At 58.0% G+C, this 23,492-nt stretch carries 19 protein-coding genes; 2 read left to right on the forward strand and 17 right to left on the reverse strand.

Annotation, left to right across the window (positions count from 1 at the left end; translation table 11 throughout):
- Positions 1-257 precede the first annotated feature (257 nt).
- Both GFC01_RS04560 and GFC01_RS04565 read left to right on the forward strand, forming a co-directional pair.
- Positions 258-635, forward strand: a complete 378-nt coding sequence (locus GFC01_RS04560; RefSeq protein ID WP_243137238.1) for a hypothetical protein — start codon at positions 258-260, stop codon at positions 633-635.
- Between the two features lie 14 nt (positions 636-649).
- Complete coding sequence (locus GFC01_RS04565; RefSeq protein WP_152945452.1) at positions 650-925, forward strand: AbrB/MazE/SpoVT family DNA-binding domain-containing protein; 276 nt, start codon at positions 650-652, stop codon at positions 923-925.
- Here GFC01_RS04565 and GFC01_RS04570 read toward each other — a convergent pair.
- The 17 genes from GFC01_RS04570 to GFC01_RS04650 all read right to left on the reverse strand — a co-directional run bounded on the left by GFC01_RS04570 (position 922) and on the right by GFC01_RS04650 (position 23,114).
- Positions 922-2,268, reverse strand: a complete 1,347-nt coding sequence (locus GFC01_RS04570; RefSeq protein ID WP_243137240.1) for a polysaccharide pyruvyl transferase family protein — start codon at positions 2,266-2,268, stop codon at positions 922-924. The genes GFC01_RS04565 and GFC01_RS04570 overlap by 4 nt on opposite strands.
- On the reverse strand, positions 2,258-4,309 hold the full coding sequence (locus tag GFC01_RS04575) for a DUF5693 family protein (protein WP_152945453.1): 2,052 nt from the start codon (positions 4,307-4,309) through the stop codon (positions 2,258-2,260). The genes GFC01_RS04570 and GFC01_RS04575 overlap by 11 nt, the downstream gene beginning before the upstream one ends.
- 36 nt (positions 4,310-4,345) lie before the next feature.
- Positions 4,346-5,662 carry an LCP family protein gene (locus tag GFC01_RS04580; protein WP_194174819.1) on the reverse strand — a complete coding sequence of 439 codons (1,317 nt, stop codon included), beginning with the start codon at positions 5,660-5,662 and terminating at the stop codon, positions 4,346-4,348.
- Between the two features lie 269 nt (positions 5,663-5,931).
- The gene (locus tag GFC01_RS04585) at positions 5,932-6,378 is read right to left on the reverse strand and encodes a hypothetical protein (RefSeq protein WP_152945455.1); all 447 of its coding nucleotides are present in this window, start codon (positions 6,376-6,378) and stop codon (positions 5,932-5,934) included.
- A 229-nt stretch (positions 6,379-6,607) separates the two neighbouring features.
- Positions 6,608-7,348 carry a WecB/TagA/CpsF family glycosyltransferase gene (locus tag GFC01_RS04590; protein WP_152945456.1) on the reverse strand — a complete coding sequence of 247 codons (741 nt, stop codon included), beginning with the start codon at positions 7,346-7,348 and terminating at the stop codon, positions 6,608-6,610.
- Positions 7,349-7,536: 188 nt separating this feature from the next.
- Positions 7,537-7,959, reverse strand: coding sequence for a PIN domain-containing protein (locus GFC01_RS04595; RefSeq protein WP_152945457.1), 423 nt, complete (start codon positions 7,957-7,959; stop codon positions 7,537-7,539).
- Complete coding sequence (locus GFC01_RS04600; RefSeq protein ID WP_152945458.1) at positions 7,938-8,189, reverse strand: type II toxin-antitoxin system CcdA family antitoxin; 252 nt, start codon at positions 8,187-8,189, stop codon at positions 7,938-7,940. Before GFC01_RS04600 ends, GFC01_RS04595 begins: the two co-directional genes overlap by 22 nt.
- 65 nt (positions 8,190-8,254) lie before the next feature.
- The gene (locus GFC01_RS04605; protein WP_152945459.1) at positions 8,255-8,911 is read right to left on the reverse strand and encodes an HlyD family secretion protein; all 657 of its coding nucleotides are present in this window, start codon (positions 8,909-8,911) and stop codon (positions 8,255-8,257) included.
- A 15-nt stretch (positions 8,912-8,926) separates the two neighbouring features.
- Positions 8,927-12,193 carry an efflux RND transporter permease subunit gene (locus tag GFC01_RS04610; protein WP_152945460.1) on the reverse strand — a complete coding sequence of 1,089 codons (3,267 nt, stop codon included), beginning with the start codon at positions 12,191-12,193 and terminating at the stop codon, positions 8,927-8,929.
- Between the two features lie 79 nt (positions 12,194-12,272).
- A complete protein-coding gene (locus GFC01_RS04615; protein WP_152945461.1) occupies positions 12,273-13,517 on the reverse strand; it encodes an efflux RND transporter periplasmic adaptor subunit in 1,245 nt (414 codons plus the stop codon).
- A gap of 184 nt (positions 13,518-13,701) precedes the next feature.
- Complete coding sequence (locus GFC01_RS04620) at positions 13,702-15,249, reverse strand: DHA2 family efflux MFS transporter permease subunit (protein WP_341473751.1); 1,548 nt, start codon at positions 15,247-15,249, stop codon at positions 13,702-13,704.
- Positions 15,250-15,277: 28 nt separating this feature from the next.
- Positions 15,278-15,769: a MarR family winged helix-turn-helix transcriptional regulator gene (locus tag GFC01_RS04625; protein ID WP_341473752.1), complete on the reverse strand. Its 492-nt coding sequence runs from the start codon at positions 15,767-15,769 to the stop codon at positions 15,278-15,280.
- A 315-nt stretch (positions 15,770-16,084) separates the two neighbouring features.
- A complete protein-coding gene (locus tag GFC01_RS04630) occupies positions 16,085-17,272 on the reverse strand; it encodes an ABC transporter permease (protein WP_152945462.1) in 1,188 nt (395 codons plus the stop codon).
- Positions 17,272-18,450: an HlyD family secretion protein gene (locus GFC01_RS04635; RefSeq protein WP_152945463.1), complete on the reverse strand. Its 1,179-nt coding sequence runs from the start codon at positions 18,448-18,450 to the stop codon at positions 17,272-17,274. Before GFC01_RS04635 ends, GFC01_RS04630 begins: the two co-directional genes overlap by 1 nt.
- A gap of 22 nt (positions 18,451-18,472) precedes the next feature.
- Positions 18,473-19,084 (reverse strand): TetR family transcriptional regulator, encoded by a 612-nt coding sequence (locus GFC01_RS04640; protein ID WP_207707577.1) that lies wholly within the window; start codon positions 19,082-19,084, stop codon positions 18,473-18,475.
- Positions 19,085-19,491: 407 nt separating this feature from the next.
- Positions 19,492-20,664: a TolC family protein gene (locus tag GFC01_RS04645; protein WP_152945465.1), complete on the reverse strand. Its 1,173-nt coding sequence runs from the start codon at positions 20,662-20,664 to the stop codon at positions 19,492-19,494.
- Positions 20,665-20,846: 182 nt separating this feature from the next.
- On the reverse strand, positions 20,847-23,114 hold the full coding sequence (locus GFC01_RS04650) for a stalk domain-containing protein (RefSeq protein ID WP_152945466.1): 2,268 nt from the start codon (positions 23,112-23,114) through the stop codon (positions 20,847-20,849).
- Between the last annotated feature and the right edge of the window lie 378 nt (positions 23,115-23,492).

Raw genomic sequence — 23,492 nt, forward strand, 5'->3', positions numbered from 1 at the left:
AACTATATGACTCTTGATTAGAAACTGCCGGGGATGGGCAGTTCTTTTTGGTTTTGACAATATTCCTGGAAGAATGTTATGATAAGGTAAGATCAGTAAGAAGGTTAGGAGGTTTGCAGCAGCTACCAACAGGCCGACAAATATTGATAAAACATAACAAAGCAGTTGCAATATACTATGGAACTCTTAACCACCATCAGCAAAGCGGCAAAAAATCAGGCAGGGGTTTCGGGAAGTGATTGCGGGAGTGTTGCAGGATGACGAAGCCGAAAATAAAGAAAACGGTTAACCCGGAAGACGGCCTGAAATACACCGTCTGTGGCAAGTTTTTCCCGGAAGTCTACCCTGACATTCGCTCCCAGAAGTGGGGCCGGGGCGACGAAGACCCCCTGACCACCGAGATGCGCCTTTTTTGCGCCTGTACCCGATGGACATTCAACCGGATATTGGAAGGCCGTTTCCGTAATGAACTCAAAAAAGAAGGCCAGAAGTTATTTGGCATAAACTCCCGTTTTTGTGACGATGCCATATTAAAGGCAAAGGCCGTTATTGAATCGCAAGGAGCGAAAGCCTGGTCATGGGGAGGCCGGGTTCACAAAAACCAACAATTGTTAGGTATTGTGAGCTTTTTTTGAACCAGGCATAAAACATGGCTATCACGGTCGTTTCCACCAGAGGACAGGTTGTGATACCTGTGGAGATAAGAAAGAAACTAAATATAAAAGAGGGGGATGTTCTATCTGTCCATATTGATGAGGGTGGCCGTATTGTTCTAAAAAGCCAGCGGAAAAAACAGGTCAAAAAGGGGATAGTGGAAAAAACGGCCGGTCTGCTGTCGGACATGGAGATGAGCGGAATGGAGTATGTTGAGAGCATACGACGTAATCAATCCATATCAAACATAAAACAGCGGGCGGGCCGTTAACAAGTGCTATTTCTAAACTCCTCCAGCACATCCAGGGCCAGGACGGCGGAGCGGTGGGCCAGTTTCTGTAAAGGCTTTATTTTTTCTCCCAGTTCCTTTTTAAAACCCTCCGGGTCCTTTAAAATTTCCTCCACAGCCCCGTCCAGCTTCCCAAAATCCAGATCCCCCACCCGGGCCGCCGGCCGCAGGCCCAGCTGCTGTAAAAAGCGGTCGATTTTAGGGTCGTAGGAGATGCCCACCAGGGGCACATTTAAAATGGCCGCCAGGATCAGGGCGTGCAGGCGCATACCGATGAGCAGATCCAGGCACCGGATGACGCTGATCATTTCCTCTACGGTGAAATCCCTTTCCAGCACGGGAGCCGGCTTTTCCATCCGGGCGGCAATATCCCGGCCCACGGCCACATCGGCGGGGTAATGAAAAGGCAGGAAGACCACCTGCCACCCCTGCCGGACAAGCCCGTCCGCCACCCGGGCCACGGCCCGCTTTTTCCGGTCGGTGAAGCCCGGCCAGTTACGTACCGATATGCCGGCTATCTGAGAGGTGGGATGCGGGAGGTGGGAAGTGGGAAACAATTGACCTGTTCCGGTCACGGAACGGGAAGCATCTTTGGCGCAGGAGTACCGGTTGTTCCGGATCTCCGGGGCATGGTCGGCTTCCGGGCCCTCAACGGCGCCGGCGGCAAAAGTTCCCGGGCACCCCTCACCGTTGCGGCCGCCTGTGCTTATCCCAAACTGGCGCAAAATCTCCGCTCCCCTGCCCCCGTCGATTTTTTCACCACATAACCCCAGGGCGGCGTCCACGGTCACATGCACCGGCGGCCCGTTCACCCCCATGCGGGCCAGGTCCCGGGCCGATTGTTCGTCCCGCACAATAATCAGCCTGGCCCGGTTGGCCACCCGGCGCACCAGGAACCGGCCCAGGACGGTGCGCACCGGCCCGATGCCCTGGGCGTAAAAAACCACCGGCTTTTTCAGCTGCACGGCCAGCCACATCACACCCAGGTAATACAAAAGGCTCTTGATCCCCGTCACATCCTGCAAAAGGCTGCCGCCCCCGCTGATCAGCAGGTCGGCCTCCCGCAAAACCCGGTAGATCTCTTTTATGTGCCAGCGGTTGACCGCCTCCACACCATAAAGCCGCCTGGTCTGGCCGGAGTCGTTGGACAGCACAACCACCTGCAGGGTGCCGTCCCGGCGCCCTGTCCGCCTTTGTGCCCACTGGCTTTTAAAGGCCTCCAGCATGGCCAGCAATACCGCTTCATCGCCCAGGTTGCGAAAACCGTAATAACCGGAGACAACCACCCGGGGCGGCCTGTTTGTATCCAGCCCTTTATCCTTCATTTTCCGCCTTCCCTACTGCCGAAAGGATTTTTCGCCCACTGAAAACACATAAGCGCCAGACCGGAATAAGGAGCAGCCCGGTCAAAATACCCAGCCAGAGCCCGTGGAATACGCGCAGGACGGAAACGGCCAGAGGGGTGTGTATATGCATGAAAGTGTTGATCACCGATATCTGCCCGATGGCCCCCAGTAACAAAAGGGGTAAAAAGCGGTTGTCCCTGTATCCGTAATAAAATAACAGCAACAGCAGCGGGTGGCCGATGAGGAACTCCTTGGTCCGCGGCCGCACATACAAAAGATGGTTGAGCAGGGATCGGAACTTTAGTTCCAGCCCGGACGGGGGGATTATTTCCTGCGTGCCCGTGCGCATCAGGAAAATGATCAGCACCACCAGCAGGAAGACGGCCGCCAGCACCCATTTCAACAGCAACGGCCTGTCCAGCAGCCGGGCGGCACGCTCCCAGAGATGCCCTTTGGATTCCCCGGCCAATCCCCTGCCCGTGAAAATAACGGCCAGGAACAACAGGGGCAGCACATAGGCCATTTTCACACCGGTAAAGTAGCGCAATTTGAGCATGTAGCCGCTGTCCGCCAGCAGGCCCACCATCAATAACGCACCCGGCAGAGTAAGCAGGGTGGTGCGGATCAGCAAAAAAACGCTCCTCCCGCCTGTTGTTCCTCCGGGTTTTACGCTGCCCTGGATGGACAGAACGGGGAAAATGACGGCCGCCGCCAGGGCCATTAAATTACGGGCCATCTGAGGCGCCACGGCCAGCAGCCCGGCCCAGGCCAGCAGGGAAAACAAACCAACCAGGGGGTTAAACCGCCTTACACCCAGTTGCAGGAGAAGCAAAAGACCGCCGGCAATCACCCCCAAACCCACCAAAAACAGGAGCCACCGGGGCTGCACCAGCAGGGGGAGGGGCTGGGCCGGCCCCGGGGTGAGCCCTTTTTCCGCCAGTGCCTGAGTCAGGTCGCCCACGTACCGCAAATTCAGTGTCAGGCAGTCCTGGGTCCCCGGCTCCACCACCGGGTACACCAGCAAAAGGCGCACATTGCGCTCGGCAGCCGCCAGCTCCAGGCGCGAGATCAGAGAGTCAACGGAATATATTTTTAAATCCGCCGGGTCCGCCTGGTGCATGCGCAGCACCCGGTCACCCATCAGGTCCGCCAGGCCGGTCAGGCCCCTTTGGGGCTGAAATTCGATCTGGATAACCGGTACACCCAGACCGGCCATGTTCTTCTGCAAATCGGGCAACCGGTCGGGATAACCGGGCAGCGTGTCACCGTAAAAGGCCACGGCCGCCAAATGGGGGATCTGCCGCAGCGGTTTAAACACCCCTTCCAGGCCCCGGGCGGTTACCCCCGGCCAGGCGCGCACCTGGACGATAGCCCTTAGACCGGCCTGCCGGCTCAAATCCAGGGCATCCGGCGGAAAGCCCAGACCCAGACCGGCCAGGGTATCCCGGGAAGCCGGGGTGGCCACCACCAGAAGACCGGCTCCTCCGGCAGGCTCGTCCCCCGCCGGCGGCCCACCGGCCCGGCCCCGCGCCGCCGGCCGGTCCTCTTCCACGAAGCCTCCCGGCGCCAGGGCATACACCCGGGCAGTTATTCCTTTCCCCTCCAGCTGTTCCGCCAGCTGTAAGGCGACGGCCCTTTTCGCGGTAACAAAACAGGTATCTTCCGGATTTATTTTTCCCTGCCCGGAGAAATTACTCGTACCGGCACCGGACCGGTACAATAAGTACAGATCCCGTCCGGTGAGCACGGTAAGGGCGCCGCTTTTTTGCCATTCATCCAGCGTGGCTTCGGTATAAAAAACGGATGTCAAACCCTGGGCCCGGAAGAGATTCATCACTTCTAAAGTGTCCCGGCCGGAAAGCCCGGCCAGACGCTGGATCTGCTCAAAGGGCATGGCCAGCTCCACCCGGCGGTTGCCGGTTTCCCCATGATACCGCCCGGCGGCGGCGTAAGCGGCCGCCCCGGCAGCCACCGCCAGCAGCAATATGAGCAACGCCTGATACCAGCGACTGTTCGACAATGAACTCACCTTCGGCAGGAGTCTTCGGTGATGATCTTACCCCTTGTTGTCCCCTGTTTCTCCAGGGGGAACGGGAATAATTTCTACCGGCGGGTTGTTGCCGCCGCCCTGATCCAGACGGCCGTCCCGGGCGGAAGAACCGGTGTTTTTGTCCCCTTCTTTACCGCCGCCGGCAGAACCGGCACCCGTCCCGCCACTGGCAGACGGCAACCCGTCCCGCCCGGAGGTACTGCCGGCGGGGGAATCGCCGCTCCGGCCGTCCACCGGTTTATCCTTACCCGGCCCGCCCGGCCCTTTTCCACCCTGTCCGGGTGAAACTGCGGGCGGCTGTTTATTGTTGTCCGGCAGGCCGGAATCGTCCGGTTTCTGCGCTTTGTCGCCGCCGGCCGCCTCTTGAGAGGCGTTCTGATTGTTAATTACCACGGAGCCCAGGATCGTGTCGGTCACCTGCCCCTCATTAAAGAAGGCGCGGGCCACCTGGCGGGCCTGGTATGGCTCCACCGACCAGTAGCTTATACCGTTCAAATCCAGAAAACGCCCGGGCAGGGTCTGGGTGATCACCTGGGCCTGCTCAAAATAACGGGCGGCCTGGGCCATGGCCAGCATCTGCCTGGGGCCCAGGTTGGTCTCCAGGCTGTTGTTTATTTCCGGAACCAGCCGGGGTATCTTTAAAAGGGTGGACGGCCGCATCACTTCCGCCGCCAGAGCCTTTAAAAATTTCAGCTGTCTTTCCGTGCGGCCGATGTCACCCAGGGCGTCGCTGCGAAAACGGACATACTGCAAAGCCTTATCTCCATCCAGACGCTGTTCCCCTTTGCGCAGGTTGATACTGTACTGGCGGTACTCGGGGTCGTAATGGATCATGTCTTTCTCCACATCAATGGTGACGCCCCCCAGCACATCCACAATCTTTTTAAAACCCTCCCAGCGGGCCAGGGCATAATACTGCACGGGCATACCAATGAGGCTGGAAACCGTTTCCGCGGTCAGCGCCGGCCCGCCGTAAACGGCGGCTGCATTGATTTTGTCCGTGCCGTGGCCGGGGATATACACCCGGGTGTCCCGGGGGATGGACAGCAGGGAAATGCGCTTTTTGTCCCCATCCACGTTGGCCACAATAATGGTGTCGGTACGCCCCACCTTTTCCCCGGGCCGGGCATCGGTACCCAGGAGCAGTACGGTAAAGGAGCCCGGGGACTGGCCGGCTTCCACCGCATTGCCGGGGCCGGCCGGCAGGCCGGCCGGCCATAAACCCAGGTAGCCGGCCAGCAACAAACCTCCCCCGCCCAGACACAACAGCGCCAGCACCAGGAGCAGCGCTCCCGGCCTGCGCCTTCGTCTCCGCCTGATCATTTTTTGCACCCCACTTCGGTGTCCCGGCATTCACCGTCATCATATAGATGCGGTGCATTACGGCGCCCGGAATGCACGCAGTGCCGGTGGATGCCGGACCTTCCTCCTTCACCCATATACTTCTATCTTTGAAATACGTACCGGTCTGTGTATTTATATCCTACAGGGCCGGGCACGGGAGGACGGCCGCTTCCCCTCAAAGCCGCCGCTGCTTATGGACCCCCTTCGCCCGGTGGAATTTGAAGCCTTTCCTTTACTGCCCGCCCGGCTTAGCCCCGGTACATGACAATCACATCGGTGCGGGCCTGAAAGCCCCGTCCGTCGGCCCGGGGAACCAGGTACAGGTGGTTGGGAGCCACCGCCCGGCCGGCGGTCAGATTTGTGCCGGCAGTCAAATCCGGTATGCCGCTGCCGGTGGGATCCACCGCTACGGCCGTACCCGTGCGCAGGATGAATTCCGTCCCGGCACCACCGGTAAAGGTCTGCCCCGCCGGCACGGTTTTCACCTGCCACTGCAAATTACCGCCCCCGGGCTGGCTGCCCGGAGCCTGTTGTATGTATTTGGCCACATATTCCTCCACAAAGCTCCTGGTCACCACGGGATCGGCGTCGCTGCCCGGCTCGCCGCCGGCCGCCCCGGCCAGGCGGGTATACCCCCCGGCAGCCAGAAACCCCACCAGCAGCAGGAAAGCTGCCAGGGCAGACCACTTTCTCATCACGGATCACCTCAAAGGAATATTTGAAATGTTCACTGGCCCCGCTATGGTTACGTGAATAATGCCATTAACCGGCTTTTCAACCCCGGGAGCCGGTTCAAGGAAAACCCACCGGAAACCCGCGCAAAGGGCAAACACCCGGGTATTATATTATCCTTCGACAAAAGACCGTTTCCTTCCTGCCCGTGGAAATTATTTCGTGATCATCCTCCACGGCGGCGAAAGGTTTTCAGCGTCTACCGCACCGGCCGGAACGGGCTTTCCGCCAGGCCAGCCAGGCAAAACGGGGCAGCACCAGCATACGCTTGAAGCGGCGGGGTTCCCTGATCAGCCGGCCCAGCCATTCCAGGTGCATCCGCCGCATCCACGCCGGCGCGCGGGCGACTTTACCGGCAATCACGTCAAAGCTGCCGCCCACCCCCATGGCCGCGGACACCCCCAGGGCCTGCTTGTACCGGGCGATGAACTGCTCCTGCTTCGGCGCCCCCAGGCCCACAAAGAGCAGGTGGGGCCGGGCGGTCCGGATCATCTCCACCACCTCCGGCTCCCCCGCCGGCGGGAAATAGCCGTGCATGGTGCCGGCCACCAGCAGTCCCGGGTGTTTTTCCTGCAGGCGCCGGGCCGCTTCCTCCGCCACCCCCGGCGAGGCCCCCAGCAAAAAGACGCGCCAGCCCTCCGCGGCCGCCCGGGCCACCAGGGCCAGCATCAAATCGATGCCGGTGACCCGTTCGGGCAGCGGGGTGCCGGCCACCTTGGCCGCCCAGACCACGCCCACCCCGTCGGCGGTAACCAGGTCGGCCCCATTGATCAGGGACAGCAGCGCCGGTTCCCGCTGGGCGCGGTAGAGGATCTCCGGGTTTAAAGTGACCACCTGGTGGGGGATGCCGCTCTGCACAAACCCGGCTATGCGCTCCACCGCCCCGGCCAGGTCCACAACGTCCACCCGGGCACCCAAAAGGTTGATCTGCATGGATAAAAACCCCTTCTATATCATAAATAGACGTTTTTCAACTACATTTTGTTCCCGGGAATGGATTTGCATCCTTCCCCCGGAAACAAAAACAGGCCCGGCCGGACAAAGAAGCCCGCCGAACCGCCGGAGTGGTGTACCTGCTGGCACAATATGGGAAAGTGAGTCAGTTGCCGATCCGCTACTTATTAACGGCTGCCAACCAGCACTCCAATTTCCAGGATTTCGAGACCGCCCACGTATGAAAAATGACGCTGGTTGGTGGTCAAAACCGGCGCCTTTGCCTCAAGGGCTGTGGCCGCAATAACAATATCCGCCATTTCAATGGTCAAACCTTTTTCACGCAGGGATTGGGCCAAATGGCCGGCTCTTTCCGCCAATTCCTTGTTCAGGGGAATCACCATCGTTCCCTCAAAAAACCGCCTGGTTTTTTCTTCTTCCCTCTTTTTGGTGCCCTGCCAGATTTCAACCAGGGTAACTGCGGAAACGGCCAGTCTTCCCCGTGTCTCGTTCAATTCCAGCAACAATTCCTCCACACCGGGATATTTGCGCAAATGCAAAATCACCGCGCTGGTATCCAGCACACAGCCTATAGATTCGGGCGCCGCCATGCAGACCTGACCTCACGAACGTATTTTTCCACATCGTCAAGGGTTTGCAGATCGGGGTGGTTTTCATCGGTCCACGCACCGGCGCTTTCCTTGATGGCACGCCTGCCCATCTCCCGGGAAACATATTCATACATGCCGGCCGCTATAAATGCACTGATATTTGTAGTAAGTCCTTTCATTTGTTCCACCAGCTCTTTTGGCAGGGTCACCGACAACTTTACTGTTTTCATTTTCACCACCCCCACTGTAATATACTACAATCCAATCCTACCGTCAAGCAACCCGTCCGGTGGACCTACCGGATGTGAATTCTTACCACCGCGTTGGTACCCACTTCTATGTACTTCTGCGGGTACTGGTCAAAGAGGATTTTCACCGGCACCCGCTGGACCACCTTGGTAAAGTTGCCTGAAGTGTTGCTGGTGGGCAGCAGGGAAAAGGTGGAGAGGGAAGCGCGGCCTATGCGCTCCACCCGCCCGGTGAATTTACTCCCCGGCAGGGCGTCCAGGGTGATGTCCACCGGCTGCCCCGGCCGTACCCTGGTCAGTTTGGTCTCTTCAATATTGGCGGTGATATAGAGTTTGGACGGGTCCACCACCATCACCACCGGTTGCCCCGGGGCGGCCACCTCCCCCACATGGGCCACTTTTTTCACCACCAGGCCGCTGATGGGCGAGTAGATTACCGCCAGGTTCGGGTTCGCCCCCGGGGACAGGGTGGTATCGTCCAGACGGGCAATCTTATCCCCCGTGCGGACGGTTTGCCCCTCTTCCACGGCAATCTCCAGGATCTTGCCGGACACCTGGGGACTGACCTGGTAGATATCTCCATCGATGCGGGCATCCTCGGTAACCACGTAATTCCGGTTCATATACCAGTAATAATAAGTAATGGTGCCGATGGCCGCCAGCATGAGCACGGCCACAACAAGGATCAACTTTTTGTTCTTCATCCGCTCTCCTCCTCCTCAGTTCCCGGCCACCTGCTGTTCCGTCCCGACCGGCAACCTTCCCCGCCGCCTTCCGGACCGGCGGGCGGACCAGCGGTCTTTCCAGTCGTCCAGGATGGTATAAATGACGGGCACCAGCACCAGGGTGATCAGGGTGGAGAAGGCCAGCCCGCCGGCCACCACCGTGGCCATGGGCGCCTGCCCCTCGGACCCTTCACCCAGGGCCAGGGCCATGGGCAGCATGGCCAGGATGGCCGTCAGGGCCGTCATCAGTATGGGCCGCAGGCGGGTGGGACCGGCCTTTAAAATGGCCGCCCGGCGCTCCAGGCCCCGCCGGCGCAGGATGTTCACATAATCCACAAAGACGATGGCGTTTTTCACCACTATGCCCACCAGCATGATCACCCCGATGAAGGCGGGCACGGAAAAGGCCCGGCCGGTGATCAACAGGCTGAAGCTCACGCCCACCATGGTCACGGGCACGGAAAACATGATGATGAAGGGATACAGGGCCGACTCAAACTGGGCCACCATCACCAGGTAGACCAGCACCACCGCCAGCACCAGGGCCAGGCCCAGGTCGCCGAAGGTTTCGGCCATCTGTTTCTGCTCCCCGCCGTACTCCACCGTATACCCGGGGGGCAGGGACAGGCCGGCTATTTTGGCCCGGATATCCTTCATCACGCTGCCCAGGTCCCGCCCGGCCAGCTGGGCGGAAACGGTCACATACCGGGTCTGATCCTCCCGGCTGATGGTGTGGGGGCCCCTGGTTTCCTTTATCTCCGCCACCTGGCTTAAAGGCACCCGTGTCCCGGCGGGCGAAAGAATGGTCAGATTGGCCAGCTCGGACAGGCGGGAAACTTCCCCGCTGGCCACCTGCACCCGGATGTCCACCTCTTCTCCGCCGGTGCGATACTGGGTGGCTACGGTGCCGTCAATGGCCGTGCGCACGGTGGAAGCCACCTCGGCGGGAGACAAACCGTAGTTTGCCGCCCGGTCCCGGTGCACCAGTACCTGCACCTCGGGACGCCCCTCCTGCAGGCTGCTGTTCACCTCCCGGGTGCCCGGCACCTGGCGCACCAGGCCGGCCACCTGATCGCCCAGCCGGGTGAGGGTGTCCATATCGTCCCCCCGCACCTGGATCTGCACCGGTGCACCGGTGTTCATGCCGCCCCCGGCCGCTTCCTGGGCGGATACCTTAATTTTCGCCCCGGGAATATCCTTCAGCTTCTGCCGCAAATCCTCGGCCACCTGTTCGGCGGTGACCGCACGCATTTTTTTATCCACCAGGTCCAGGGTGATCTGGGCCACGTCGGTATTGCTTTCCCCCCACATACCCTGGGTGCCGGTGAAACCCACCCCGGTGAAAATACTCTCCACATAAGGTGCCCGGACCATCTCTTCAATACGGGTGGCCACCCGGTTGGTTTCCGCCAGGGAGGTGCCCCGGGGCATTTCCAGGGTGATATTCACCTGACCCTGGTCCATCTGGGGCATGAACTCAAAGCCCACCAGGGGAAAGGCGGCCACGCTGAGGACAAACAGAACCGTCACAATAATGAGCACCCACCGCCGGTGGCCCAGGGCCCACTCCAGCAGGCGCCGGTAGGCATCGTTCAATGCCTCGAACCAGCGCTCCGATACCCGGTAGAGCCGCCGCCAGAACTGCCGGCGGCCGGCTGAGCCACCGGAGGGGGTTCCCCCCGCCACAGGTGCCGGGGGGCTGCCCGTCCCTTCTTCCGTCGCCGGAGCTTCAACGCCGCCCGCCGTCCCCGCCGGAATCCCGGCACCTCCCGCCGGAGGCCCGGCCGTCTCCTCCTCCAGGTACAGCCAGCGGCTGGCCATAAGGGGCGTCACGGTCAGGGAAACCAGCAGGGAAGTAAAAATGGCAAAGGAGACGGTCAGGGCCAGGGGGGTGAAGAGCTGGGCCGCCAGGCCCTTCACAAAGATCACCGGCAGGAAAACGGCCATGGTGGTCAGGGTGGAGGCGATGACCGCCCCGCCCACTTCGTCGGTGGCCGTGCGGGCGGCCTCCACCAGGCCGTAGCCCTGCTGCCGGTGACGGTAAATATTCTCCAGCACCACTATGGCGTCGTCCACAATCAACCCGACCCCCAGGGCCAGGCCGCCCATGGTGATCAGGTTCAGGGTCATGTTGTTGAAGTAAATGAGCACAAAGGTGCCGATAATGGAAACGGGGATGGCCGTGGAAATGATCAGGGTGCTGCGCAGGTTGCGCAAGAACAGCCACATCACCAGCATGGCCAGGAAACCGCCCACCAGGATTTCCCGCACCACGTGGCCGATGCTGCGCTCTATGTATTCCGACTGGTCCAGCACCGTTTGAAAATGTATCCCGGGCAGTTCCCGTTTTAAATCCTCCAGGGCCTTTTTCACTTCCCCGGCCACCTGGACGGTATTGGCCCCGCTCTGCTTCTGGATAAAAAGGGTCAGGGCCGGCCGCCCGTCCACCCGGCTATACTGGGTCACCTTTTTCTGCCCGTCCTCCACCCGGGCTATATCCCCCAGGTGCACCGGGCTGCCTCCCGGCACACCCACCACCACCTGGCGTATCTGGTCCAGATCTTTAAACTCACCGGTCACCCGCACCAGCAGGTCCTTACGGCCTTCCAGCACGGTGCCGCCGGAAACATTCATGTTTTCCGCCTGCAGGGCCTGGGTGACGCCGTTCAGGGTCAGGCCGAAACCGGCCAGCCGCACCGGGTCCACCAGCACGTGAATCTCCCGCTGGTACCCCCCGGCCGACCAGACACTGGCCACACCCGTAACCCGTTCCAGGCGGGGTTGAATAATATCATCGGCCAGTTGTTTCAACTGCCGGGGATCCTCGGCGGAAAGGGCCAGCTGCATGATGGGCATCATATTGGGGTCCATTTTAAAGGTCATGGGCGCCTTCGACCCCGCGGGCAGGTACTGGCGGATAATGTCAATCTTTTCCCGGACCTGCAGGGCGGCATAGTTCATATCCGTGCCCCACTTGAACTGGATAATCACCGTGGATGTACCCATGCTGCTGGTGGACTGCAGGGTATCCAGGTTGTTCACCGTGGCCAGCACCGACTCCAGGGGTTTGGTCACCTGCTGTTCCACTTCCTCCGGCCCCGCCCCGGGGTACTCGGTAACCACCGCCGCCACGGGCAGGTTCATTTCCGGCCACAGGTCAATGGCCAGGCGGCTTAAGGACACGCCGCCCAGGATCAGCAGTACGGTCACCAGCACGGCCACCAGCATGGGACGCCGAATGGATATATCGGTAATTTTCATTCAATAACCTCCTGCGCAGGCTCCGATAATTAAAACGGGATAAAAATGTGCCCACCCATGGCCGTGGAGCCGGTCCCCGTCAGTTCTTCACCGTCACCGGCGCGCCCTCCTGCAGGCTCTCCTGGCCGGCGGTGACCACCTCTTCCCCTTCCGACAGGCCGGAGGTCACGACCATATTTTTACCGTCGGATTCGCCCACCTGAATCTCGCGGCGGCTTACCCGGCCGTCCTGCACCACCCAGACGAAATTCTTCTCCCCCTCCTTAACCACTGCTTCCCGGGGCACCAGAAGCTCCTTTTGATTGGCAGCGGGCAGCTGCACCTCGGCAAACATACCCGGTTTTAAAATGTTTTTGGGGTTGGCGATTTCCACTTTTATGGGAAAGGCCTTGGTGGTCGGATCGGCTGCCGGGGAGATGCTGGTAATCACCCCTTCGAAAGGTTGTTCCGAAACGGCGCTGACCTTCACCTGTACTTTCTGCCCCTGTTTCAACTGGTTGATTACACCTTCGCCGACCATAGCCTTTACTTCCACCCGGTCCAGATTGACCAGGGTGACAACAGGCGTAGTGGCCGCCATTTCTCCGGGGTTCACATTGCGGGCGGTGACCACCCCGGTGAAGGGGGCCCGGATAAAGCTATCCTCGTAGGCCTGCCGGGCCAGGGCCAGCTGCGCCCGGGCGGCGTCCAAACCGGCCTGGGCCTGCTGTACACCGGCCTGGGCCACCTGAATACCAGCCTGGTCCACCTGCAATTTAGAGGCAGCCTGATTTACACTATCTTTTGCGTTTTTATAATCCAGTTCGTACCTTTCAAAATCAGCTTGTGACATGGCTCCCGCCGCCAGCAACTGCTGGCCGCGCCGGTAATTGGCCTCGGCCACCTCAAACCTGGCTTGAGCACTGGCCAAACTTGATTGATCGGCTTGAATGACTTCCTGCGCCTGGGTCACTTTAGCCTGTGCCTGGGCCAGGGCCGCCTCCGCCTGGGCCACCCCCGCTTCCGCCTGAGTCACCCGGTCGGCCAGGTCTTTATTCTCCAGGGTCACCAGCACCTGCCCGGCGCTCACCCGGCTGCCCACGTCCACGTGCACCCGGGCCACCTTGCCGGCCACTTTTGGCACCACATTGGCCGAACTCTCGGCCTCCAGCTTGCCGCTGACCAGCGTGCCGTTTTCCAGAAGGCCCGTGGCGGCCTTTGCCGTGCTCACCGTCACCGGGCCGGCCTCAGCCTGCTGCACCGGCTGTTTTTTCCCGCAGCCGGCCGCCACCACCACAACTGCCAGTAAAACCGCCAGGAGTATCAGTTTTCCCTTTCCGAACATCCGCACTCTCCCCCAAAACATATTAAAATTACCCCCCCCTGCATTTAACCGGAAAACTTTTTGTGCTCCCACATCCTCCCCGGACCGGTAATTGTCGCCGCAAATGGTCCCCCGGGCTAAAAGTTTATGCCAGAAGGAAGGGACTGTTAACGAAATAGTCGCATCTATACGGACACCCCTGGAGTTAACCCGCATCTGCGGATTTTCCCCCCGCATCCCTGTTGTCAACGGCCCCTTCCACCATTTCTTTTGTCCTTTTTTTGCCCAGCAGCAAAGACAGGGGTATGGCCACGGCCACCATGGCAGCACTGACCACAAAGGTATCGGCAATGGCGCTGGCCATGGCCTGCCGCTGGGCGGCCATGCCGAGCACCGCCAGGGCGGCGTCCCCGGGCAGGGCCAGGGCTTGTTTTAATTGGCCGATGGCAGCGAATGCCACCGGCGAAGACCAGCTCAAGCTTTCCCTCAACCACTCGAAATGGTATACCTGGCGACTGGTCATGACGTAAGTGAGAAAGGCGATGCCGAAGGAGGCCGAAACCTGGCGCACCAGATTGTTAAATGCGGACGCCCTTCCGGAAAGCCTGGCCGGGACGGCCTCCATGCCCGCGGTACCTATGGGCATCATGGCCAGCCCCATGCCGCAGGAACGGTACACCAGCATCATTTGCAGCCAGTGCGTCGATGTGTTCAGATTGATTTTATTAAACTCCCAGGTCGTGAGAGCCACTACCGAGAGACCAACCAGGGCCAGCGGCCGCGCCCCCATCCGGTCGTAGAGCCGGCCGCTGATGGGCATCAGCAGGCCGCTGGCCAGGGCTGAAGGCATAATGAGCAAACCGGTCTGCATGGGGGTCAAGCCCAGCAGCACCTGGGTAAAAATGGGAACCAGGAAGAGGCCGCCGAAAAGGCCGATGGTTACCACGGCGGTAATCAGCAGGCTGACGGCAAAAACCGGGTTGCCCAGGAGGCGGATGTCCAGCATGGGTTCTTCCGTACCCAATTCCCAGAGCACGAAGATGAGCAGGAAGAAGAAGGCCGCCACCACCAGGGTGACTATGTACTGGGAAGTCCATCCCTTATCCTGCCCTTCGCTTAATGCCAGAAGAATGGCAAAACAGCCGGCAGAGGAAAACAGGCACCCCGGCAGATCAAATCTGGACTTAAGCAAAGGGGTTTCCCCCAAAAAGACGGCGGCCAGAAACATGCCCAGCAGCCCGACCGGCAGGTTGACCAAAAAAATCATGTGCCAGGACAGGTTATCCACCAGGTAGCCGCCCAGGGTGGGCCCGATGGTGGGGGCCATCATGGCCGAAATGCCCCAGATGCCCATGGCCATGCCCATCATGCCCCGGGGCACAATTTTAAAGAGCATACCCATGCTTAAGGGCACAAGCATCCCACCACCCACGGCCTGGCAAACCCGGGCCGCCACCAGGGTTTTATCGCTCCAGGCCAGGGCGCAGAAAAGGGAGCCCATGGTAAACAGTCCCAGGCAGACCACATACATCCGCCTGTAGCCCAGGACGTCCCCCAGGTAACCGCTGACCGGAATGACCACCCCGGAAGCCAGCAGGTAGGCGGTCAAAACCCATTGAATCCGGTCGGTGCCCACACCGAACACCGCCATCAGTTTGGGCACGGCCACGTTAACGATACTGCCGTCCAGGATGGCCATAAAAGGGCCGATGACCAGGATGAACAATTCCCGCCAGGGAAAGGCCGTTTTCACCTTTCTCACCTTCCGTCAACCGGGACGGTTATTCCGGCAGATCATGCATGGGGCACAGGCAGCGGGCGGCGACCCCGCCCCCTTCCCGGTTTAACACCGCCAGGAGCTTTTCGTAAATCCGCACCAGTTGCTCCACATCCTCCTCCGGCAGGCGGCTCAGGTATTTTTCCAGCACCCGGCGCCGGGCAGCCAGGCAGGACCGCACCACTTCCTCCCCGGCAGGTGTCACCTCCAGCCAGACCACCCGCCTGTCCTCTTCATCCCGGCGACGTTCCACGAATCCGGCCCGGTGCAGCCGGTCCACCAGGGCGGTGATGGCGCTTAAAGATACCCCCATTTCCTCGGCCACCTCGGATACAGTCATCCGCCCCCGCCGCAAAATACGTTTCAGCATAAAAAACTGGCTGCCGGTGATACCCTGCACCAGCTGGTGATCCAGTTCGGCATGCAGCCGGCGGCTCAGATGCTGGAACACCTCTTCCAACCTGTCGATGCAGGCCGCCAGCCGGTCGTTGCGCACCCCCATCACCCTTTCCATTGCATACAATTAACGGCACAAAAGGTTTACTATGTTAAGTATATGCTCACGGGAGGTGGTTGTCAATAAAAAGGTTGCCGCCGGACGGCTATACTGATCCTGAGCCTAGCGGCGGGTATAGCGTATGGGGGTGCCTGCATTGCCTGGTTGCGCTTCACAGGGAAGCACCAAGGAAAAAGCGCCGGCTCGTCTTCCGAAAAGACTTTACCGACACCGTAATCACTTTATCCGGCGATGACTTATCCATTGCCATCCTTTCCAGGGCTTTTGCAACTCCTTGCCTTCAATAAACACGCCTCATGAGTTGCCGTTTTCTCCTGAAATTGCCAGAGTTTCTTTTTGCAGATAATATTTTTTCGTTATTAAAACCGACAGGGGGAACAGGATGGCGGCTATGGCCGCCAAAACAACCAGATCGGGCAGGATGACCGGGAAACCCACTTCCATCAGGAAGATTTTACGCACGTTATCACAAAAATAGGTAAGGGGCAGCAGACGGGCAATAAACAGGGCCACAGGCGGCATAGCCGACAACGGCCAGGTGTAGCCGGAAAAAAGGAAAGAGGGTACGGCTACCAACATGGCGATTTGAGTGGCCTCAAGTTCACTTTTACAGATGACAGAAAGGAAAATCCCCAGGCTTAATATGCAGGCCAGAAAGAATGCAAGCAATAAGAGCAGGTAGAGATAATGACCCCGAAAGGGTATCTGAAAAATCCAATAAGCCACCAGGAACATGAGGTTCAAGGTGACGAAGTTTATGACGTAATATGGAGCGATCTTGCCGGCAACTACAGCCAGGGCGCTGTTACAGGCAACCTGTAATTCTGTCAGGGTGCCATTTTCTTTCTCCCGGGCCATAGCCACAGCCATATAGAGAAGAGCGACCTGCTGGCTGATAGTGGCAATTAAGCCCAGGAGAAGGAAATTGGTATAGTTAAAGGTAGGGTTGTACCATACCCGCAGGCGGAGGCTTATGGGCTGGACGAATTTTATGGCCGCCCGGGCGGGCAGGCCGCTACCTTCGAGCTTGCGCATGATGGTGCCCGCCGTCAGGGTCTGGATTATCTCATTGGCCGCGTTGGTGACGGCGTTGCTGATAATCATATTGCTCCCATTGACTACCACCATAACTTCACTTGATTGCCCCCGCTTGATTTTTGTACTAAAGTCGCCGGGGATCACAACGGCGGCCATGATCTGACCCCTTTCCATAGCCGCCTCCATTGCTTTCTGGCTATCCAGTGACAGGACATAGTCAAAACGGTCAGAATCGCTAAAGGCGTTGATTACGGAACGGCTTAAAGCGCTGTCCTCCAGATCCAGAACCCCCAGGGGGATATGGTTAACGACATGTCTGCTGTAAAGGGTGCCAAAGAGAGACAGATAAAGGAAAGGGATGCCTATCAGAATGGCCAGCAGGCGATGGTTACCAAATATATAGCGCCATTCCCTTTTCCAAACAAAGGAAAACTGTGTTAACATCAGGCCTGCCCCCCACCTTGCTGAAAATTAACTGTTACCGTCATGCCGGCTTTCAATTCAGGGTTATCCAGCCTTATCTTGACGTTGTAAGTTATAAGGTCTTTGTCACCCCGGTCGTTGGTGGCTCTCCGGGTAGCAAAGTCCGGTTTCTGGCGGATGGCTTCTATCCGGCCATTAAAGGTTTTCCCCGGGAAACCGGCACTGGTCATCGTGACTTCCTGTCCTTCCTTTAATTGTCCAACAATAGTTTCCTTGACCTTGACGTTAACCCAGTTTTTTTCGGGTTGTTGGATGGTGAAGATGGGCATACCCGGGGTTACCATTTCGCCTGTATTTACATTTTTGGCGACAATAATGCCATCACAGGGAGCTTTGACGGTGGCCTCATCCAGATTGGCCTGGGCTTCGGCCAGGGTGGCCTGGGCGCGTTTGAGATCGGCCGCGGCCATCTGAACCGAATTATTAGCCAGTAGATCCTGAATCTTGCTTGCTTCGGCCTTGGCCAAAGCGGCCCGGGCCTGTTGGACAGCGGCAGCAGCGGTACGGATATCTTCCGCCTGGGTACCTTCTTCCAGGAGGCTGACTGCTTCCTGGGCGTAACGCATCTCCTGCTGGGCGGCATCATATTTAGCTTTTACTTCATCGAGAGTCTGCTGGGGAATTACGCCGGATGCATATAATTCTTTGGTACGCTGGTAGGTCTTTTCGGCGACATCCAGGGCAGCCTGGGCTTCCTTGAGTTTAGCCCGCGCTTGTTCTACCTGTTGCGCCCGGGGACCATTGAGTGCCTTGTCATATTGGGCTCTGGCCTGTTCTAAAGCCGCTGCGGCCATCTGGACATCCGCCTCGCTGACCTTTTCCTGAAGGGTGAGGGAGTTTTTGGCCTTTTCATACTGGGCCCGGGCCAAATCGAGGGCGGCCTGGGCCTGGTCACGTTTATCCTTGATCTCCCTGGCGTCAATGTAAGCCAGCACCTGACCGGCTTTGACCTTATCGCCTTCGTTGACCGCAATTGACTCGATGCGGCCGGGGATCTTAATACTGACATCCACTTCCTGGGCCTCTACTGTACCGTCAATGATTAAGTCTTGCTTGTTCGTGTCTTTGCCTGCGCAGCCGCCGGCCAGGACGAGGCCGGTAAGAATGATCGCCGTGAGTTTGAGGAACCTCTTCCGCACGTTTCTCTCCCCTTCTTTCTCTTCATGGCCTGGTAATATAGTTCAAGACAAGATCCCGGATGTGTTTCAGGCGTTTTTCCAGCACATCCGGTTGGACAGGGTCTATATCCCAAAGAGTGGAAAGAATATCTTTATTGATGAAATAATAAGAACAGAGGGCGTTAATGCTGGTAAGCAACTGGCGCAGGTCCAGATCCGGTCGAAAGACGCCCTGGCTCATACCCTGCTCGAGAATAGCTTTCAGGCGTTCCAGCCCTTCCTCCCAGATGGCCGGTAGCACCTTGCGGGCGTGGACGCCTCCCTGGAGGGCTTCCCAGGTCATTAGCCTGGCAAAGTGAGGGTTTTGGGCCAGGAAGTAGAAATAGTTACCGATGGCCGTAGCCACCTGCTCCTTTAAATTACCGGTTCCATTAAATGGCCTGCTGCTGATAGCCAGCACTTTTTCAAAATTGGCCCGCAATACGGCAATATACAGTTCCTCCTTACTTTGAAAGTAGTGGTAGAGCATGCGCTTGTTGATGTTAGCCTGGTTGGCGATTTCATCGACCCGGGCGCCGTCGATACCCCGGGCGGCAAAAACTTCTTCGGCAGCGGACAGGATACGCTCTTTGCTGTTTTCAGCAGATCTCTCCACATGCATTCCCTTCTCTCTTTATAAAAGTAACTATCCAGTTAGTTACTTTAGGCAAATTTTTTCACTTTGTCAAAAGCCAATAATGGCAGTATATACCTGAGATCGGGTAATATGGAGCGAAGGTTATACAGGTCAGTTATCAGGCATAAAAAAACACCGGAAATCTAATACGTTCCGGCCGGCCGTATCGCACCCTTACCAGCATCCTTTTTCAAACCAATGCTACATAAATCATTTCGCGGGTTAAGCGATGATGCGCAACCTCGTATTAGATCCATTAAGTTTCACCGGCTCGACCCGGTGGGTGAAAAGACCCCTTCCCTCTTTTGGGAAGGGGTCTTTAAATCAAGATGTAGCTACATGCTCGGGGCACAGAAACCCAAAGTTGCAGGGTCTCCAGCGTCGCCCTATGAACCGCCACCGGAGGCGGCAGAACCGGCCTGGCCGCCGGAACTGCTGCTCCGGCTCCCACCGGCTGAAACGGCAGACGCTGCGTAGGCCCAGGGTTTTTCGAAGGCCATCTTAAGCACTTCATGCTGGCAGGTAGCATCAAGCAGGGCCTTCTGCGCCCCGGCCAGGGCTGCTTCGGCAGCCACCACTTCCGTGCGGGTGGCCATGCCCAGGTCATACTTCAGCCTGATCACCCGCAGGTTTTCCTGCGCCACTTTCACCTGCTGCTCCAGCCCTGCATACTGATCCTCCAGCTGGCGAATGCTGTAGTAGATGGTTCGCACCAGCTGGCGCATCTTTTCATCGGCGCTGGCGGCGGAAACCTCCGCCTTGTTTACGTCTATTTCTTTGGCTTTGTACGGGTCGGGATTTGTCGGGTCGTTAAAAACATAAAGATCCAGATTAAGTTTGGCCAGATCGATTTGCTTTTTGGCCAGCCACAGGGTGGGGCTTTCCTCCACTGCACGTTCCACTTCGTAGTCCAGGTCGTCAATCTTAAGGGGCGTAAAAACAGGCTTATCCACCAGCACCGGGCGGTCCTCCGGCCACAGGCCCACCAGCTGATTGAATTGTTGATAGGCGTCCTCCAGGGCCTTTTTGGCCGCCTCCAGACTGGCCTTCGCCCCTTCCAGGGAAGCGTCGCCCTTTAAAAAGTCACTTTTGGAAATGGTGCCTGCCCTTAACCCCGCATAGGCCGCCCGGTGCTGCCATTCGGCGGCCTTTAAGGCCAGCTCGGCGGACCGCACCCCTTCCTGAGCCTGCAGAATCCGGTCATAGGCCTGGTAGACGGACATGACCACCGAATCCTTTTCTGCGTTGTATGACTTCTTTGACATCTGCCAGGCCAGGTCCGCCTGCACCAGGCCGGTGAAGGCCCTGGCGGCCTGGGCGGCACCTTCGCCGGAAATGGGGCCGGCCGGCGTCCACTTTACCTTGTCCGATGCATTATCCCGCACTTCTTCGGAACGCTCAATGTCATACTCCGCCGTTTTTAGCGCCTTGCTGTTGGCCAGGGCCTTATCCACGGCCTGCTGCAGGGTCATCTCGGGCATGGCCGGCTCCTTAGCCCAGGCCACGGAAGGCGCCAGCAGGCCGACCGCCAGAATCATCACTGTGATCAATCGCCTCAAGAGCATACCCCCTTAACGATTTGTTAACAATTGTTAAGGTACTTAACTATACACTATGGAAAGTATACCCTTACCACCCGGCACAAGTCAATAGGCCTTTGTCCCCGAATCCAGCCACCAATAGAAAAAGGAAGGACCGGCTTTCCCGCGCGGGGAAACCGGCCCTTTTTAATACCAGATGATTACAGGGTCATGGTCACGGATTGGGTGGCTTCGTCCCAGATCGCTTTGACGTCCAGAGCCTTACCGAGCCAGCTGACAGGCAGCATGGTGCGGCCGTCTTGGATCTCAGCAGGAACATCCATGGCAATGCCGACTCCGTTAATCAGCATGATATTGCTGCCGATGGTGAGCTGCACAACCTTGTCGCCCTTGATGAGGGTGACCTTGCCGTCGGCGTACAGGATGTTCTCAGGAGTCACACCCACGGCCTGGGCGGCGTAGCGCACGGGAACGAAGGTCCGGCCATCCTTGATATACGGAGCCGCATCCATGGTCTGCTCAACGCCGTTAACGGTGTACTTGGTGTCGCTGATCTTGAAGACCACGGTAGCCTTCTGCTCGCCGGGGGCGGGGGTGACGCAGTTTGCTACTATTGCCTTGGCCACATCTTTATGACCGGGGAAGAAGGTGTCAGTTAAGCTGGTGTTTGATACTGTTGTACCACTAAGCCCTAAAGTTTGGTTAACGGCAGTGCCCCGGACTTTAATTGCGAGCGGGCCTTCCGGAACTGTCCGGTCGACTGTCAGCTTGATTCCGCTGATTTTAATGGTGCTCGGTTTGGTGCTGGCGCTCTTGACGGGGATGTATAACAACCCCTCGTTATTGCTGGTTGTATCGGTACTTACTGCACTCGTGTCGAGCTGCAAATCGCCTTCGATTACCTCAACTTTGGGCACATTGGAGAAGGTGACACCAGACGGAGCCTTCAGTTCAAGCCGGGCACGGACGTTTGTCGTTGTCCCGGTCAACGCGCCATTGGAGTTAGCCGAACTGTAAGTAATGTTGGCTTTGATGGCTTCTTTTGCCACTTCAGTAATGGTGATATCGCCCACTTCCTGTCCCGGTAGACCGATCTTGACTTCAGGCGCTGAGGCAGCAGTAAGATTCACAGGTGCTTCCACCTTGGCCAGCAGCAGGCTGGTTCCCGTTACAGCGCTGCCGGCAACATCCACTTTCAGATCTCCGGTGAAATCAGGAGCAGTGGATACGTAGAAATCTTTAAATACAATCTTGGCGCCGTTTTTCTGACCGGAAGAAGTTCCACTCACAGTTGCTTTCAAGGTCCTGCCGTCAGACCCGATATACGACCAGCTCAAGGAAATGCTACCTTCGTCCTTGGTCAGGTCGGTATCCTTGGTGGGCAAGTTACCGGCCCAGCGCACGTTCTCAGGCAGGGTTAGGGTAATGGTGCGACCTGTTACCAAGCTGCCGGGTGCGCTTTCCTCGATGACCAGTTTGGTATCCAGGCGCTCTTCCGTGGTGCCAGACTTGATTGTGCTTACATTTTCCGTCGAAACATTGACGCCGAAGTCACCGTACTTAGCCACAAGGAGCGAACCAGTAGAAACGGAGGTGCCACCCCCACCGGAGACGCTGACTTCTACATCGCCGTACCGGGCGACAGTTTCATCAGGATCGATGTGAGCCTTAATCTTGACATAGGCACCGGTTGTGCCGTTGGATGCACCAGTTACGTTAATTTTCAGATCCCGGCCGTCGTTGCCGCTGGGATCAAAACCACCAATTGTTACATTGCCAGAGTAAGTATTGACGAGATTCGGACTTGACCACCGGAAACCAGGTGGCAGGGTCAGCTTAAGGCTGTCAGTTGCCACCTTAAGGGCGCCAGGAGCACTTTCCTTAATGTTAATGTACACATCGCCGCCGCCAGAAGTGATGGTATTCACTTCATCAACTGTCAGAGAGACGCTGCCTCCGCCAATTCTAGCAATGGTTATTTTGCCGCTGCTAAACGGAGAGTCGCTGGGCGCATAGGCCTCTAAATTTACATCCCCGGACACGCCACCAGGCACAACGAGTCTGCTGAAGTTGAGGATAATACGACCATCATTACCCACACCGGTAACGTGGGTAACATTCACGTAAATTTCATCCCCAGCAGTGTTGGTCGTAACAGCAACATCACTAGGCGCCAATGCGTTGGGAGAGGAACCAATAGTAGGGGGCACTGTCGCGGTGACGGACGCCGACCAGCCAGTCGGTGTCTTTGGCAAGAACAGGTAGACATAGCCGGGTACGGTTAAGCTTTTTAAGTCAATGGTCAGGGTCGGAAGACCGCTTGTGTAGGTTTGCCCCGCCTGGAGGCTGGGGATATTGCTCACGATATAGTCGCTTGCCGCCGCCGCCGGACCCACCATGGGCACCAGCAGGGTAGCCAGCAGGGCCAGGGTGGCCAGGATGGCGATCAGTTTCCTGGATTTCCGCATCCAGTTTTAACCTCCTTTAAAGGGTTTTTGTCGATTTGCTTATAACGTCTTACCTGGCAAGGGCTTTTCCTGCCGCCCATCCCCCCTTTGCCGTTTTTCCCGTCTCCTGGTTCGTCCGGGCTGCGTTGCGTGCTGCCAATTTGTACCTCCGGGTGCCAGCGGCACCCTTCTTAACCAGCCAGTCACCGAGAAAGTAACATTCTACATTGCCCGCCAGAATTCCTCCTGGATTGGACGGGCTTTCCTCGGTTACCTGGTTAGTTAGACAACGGGAAGGGGCAAAAAGTTCCCTGGTGGAGAAAAAATTTTTTCCGGCGGGTTTTGCCCGGCGATCTTTTTTTAAGGTACCGGGGCTGGAAGCACCGCCGCGCTTCAACG

Source organism: Desulfofundulus thermobenzoicus, assembly GCF_009428905.1.
Classification (GTDB): domain Bacteria; phylum Bacillota; class Desulfotomaculia; order Desulfotomaculales; family Desulfovirgulaceae; genus Desulfofundulus_A; species Desulfofundulus_A thermobenzoicus.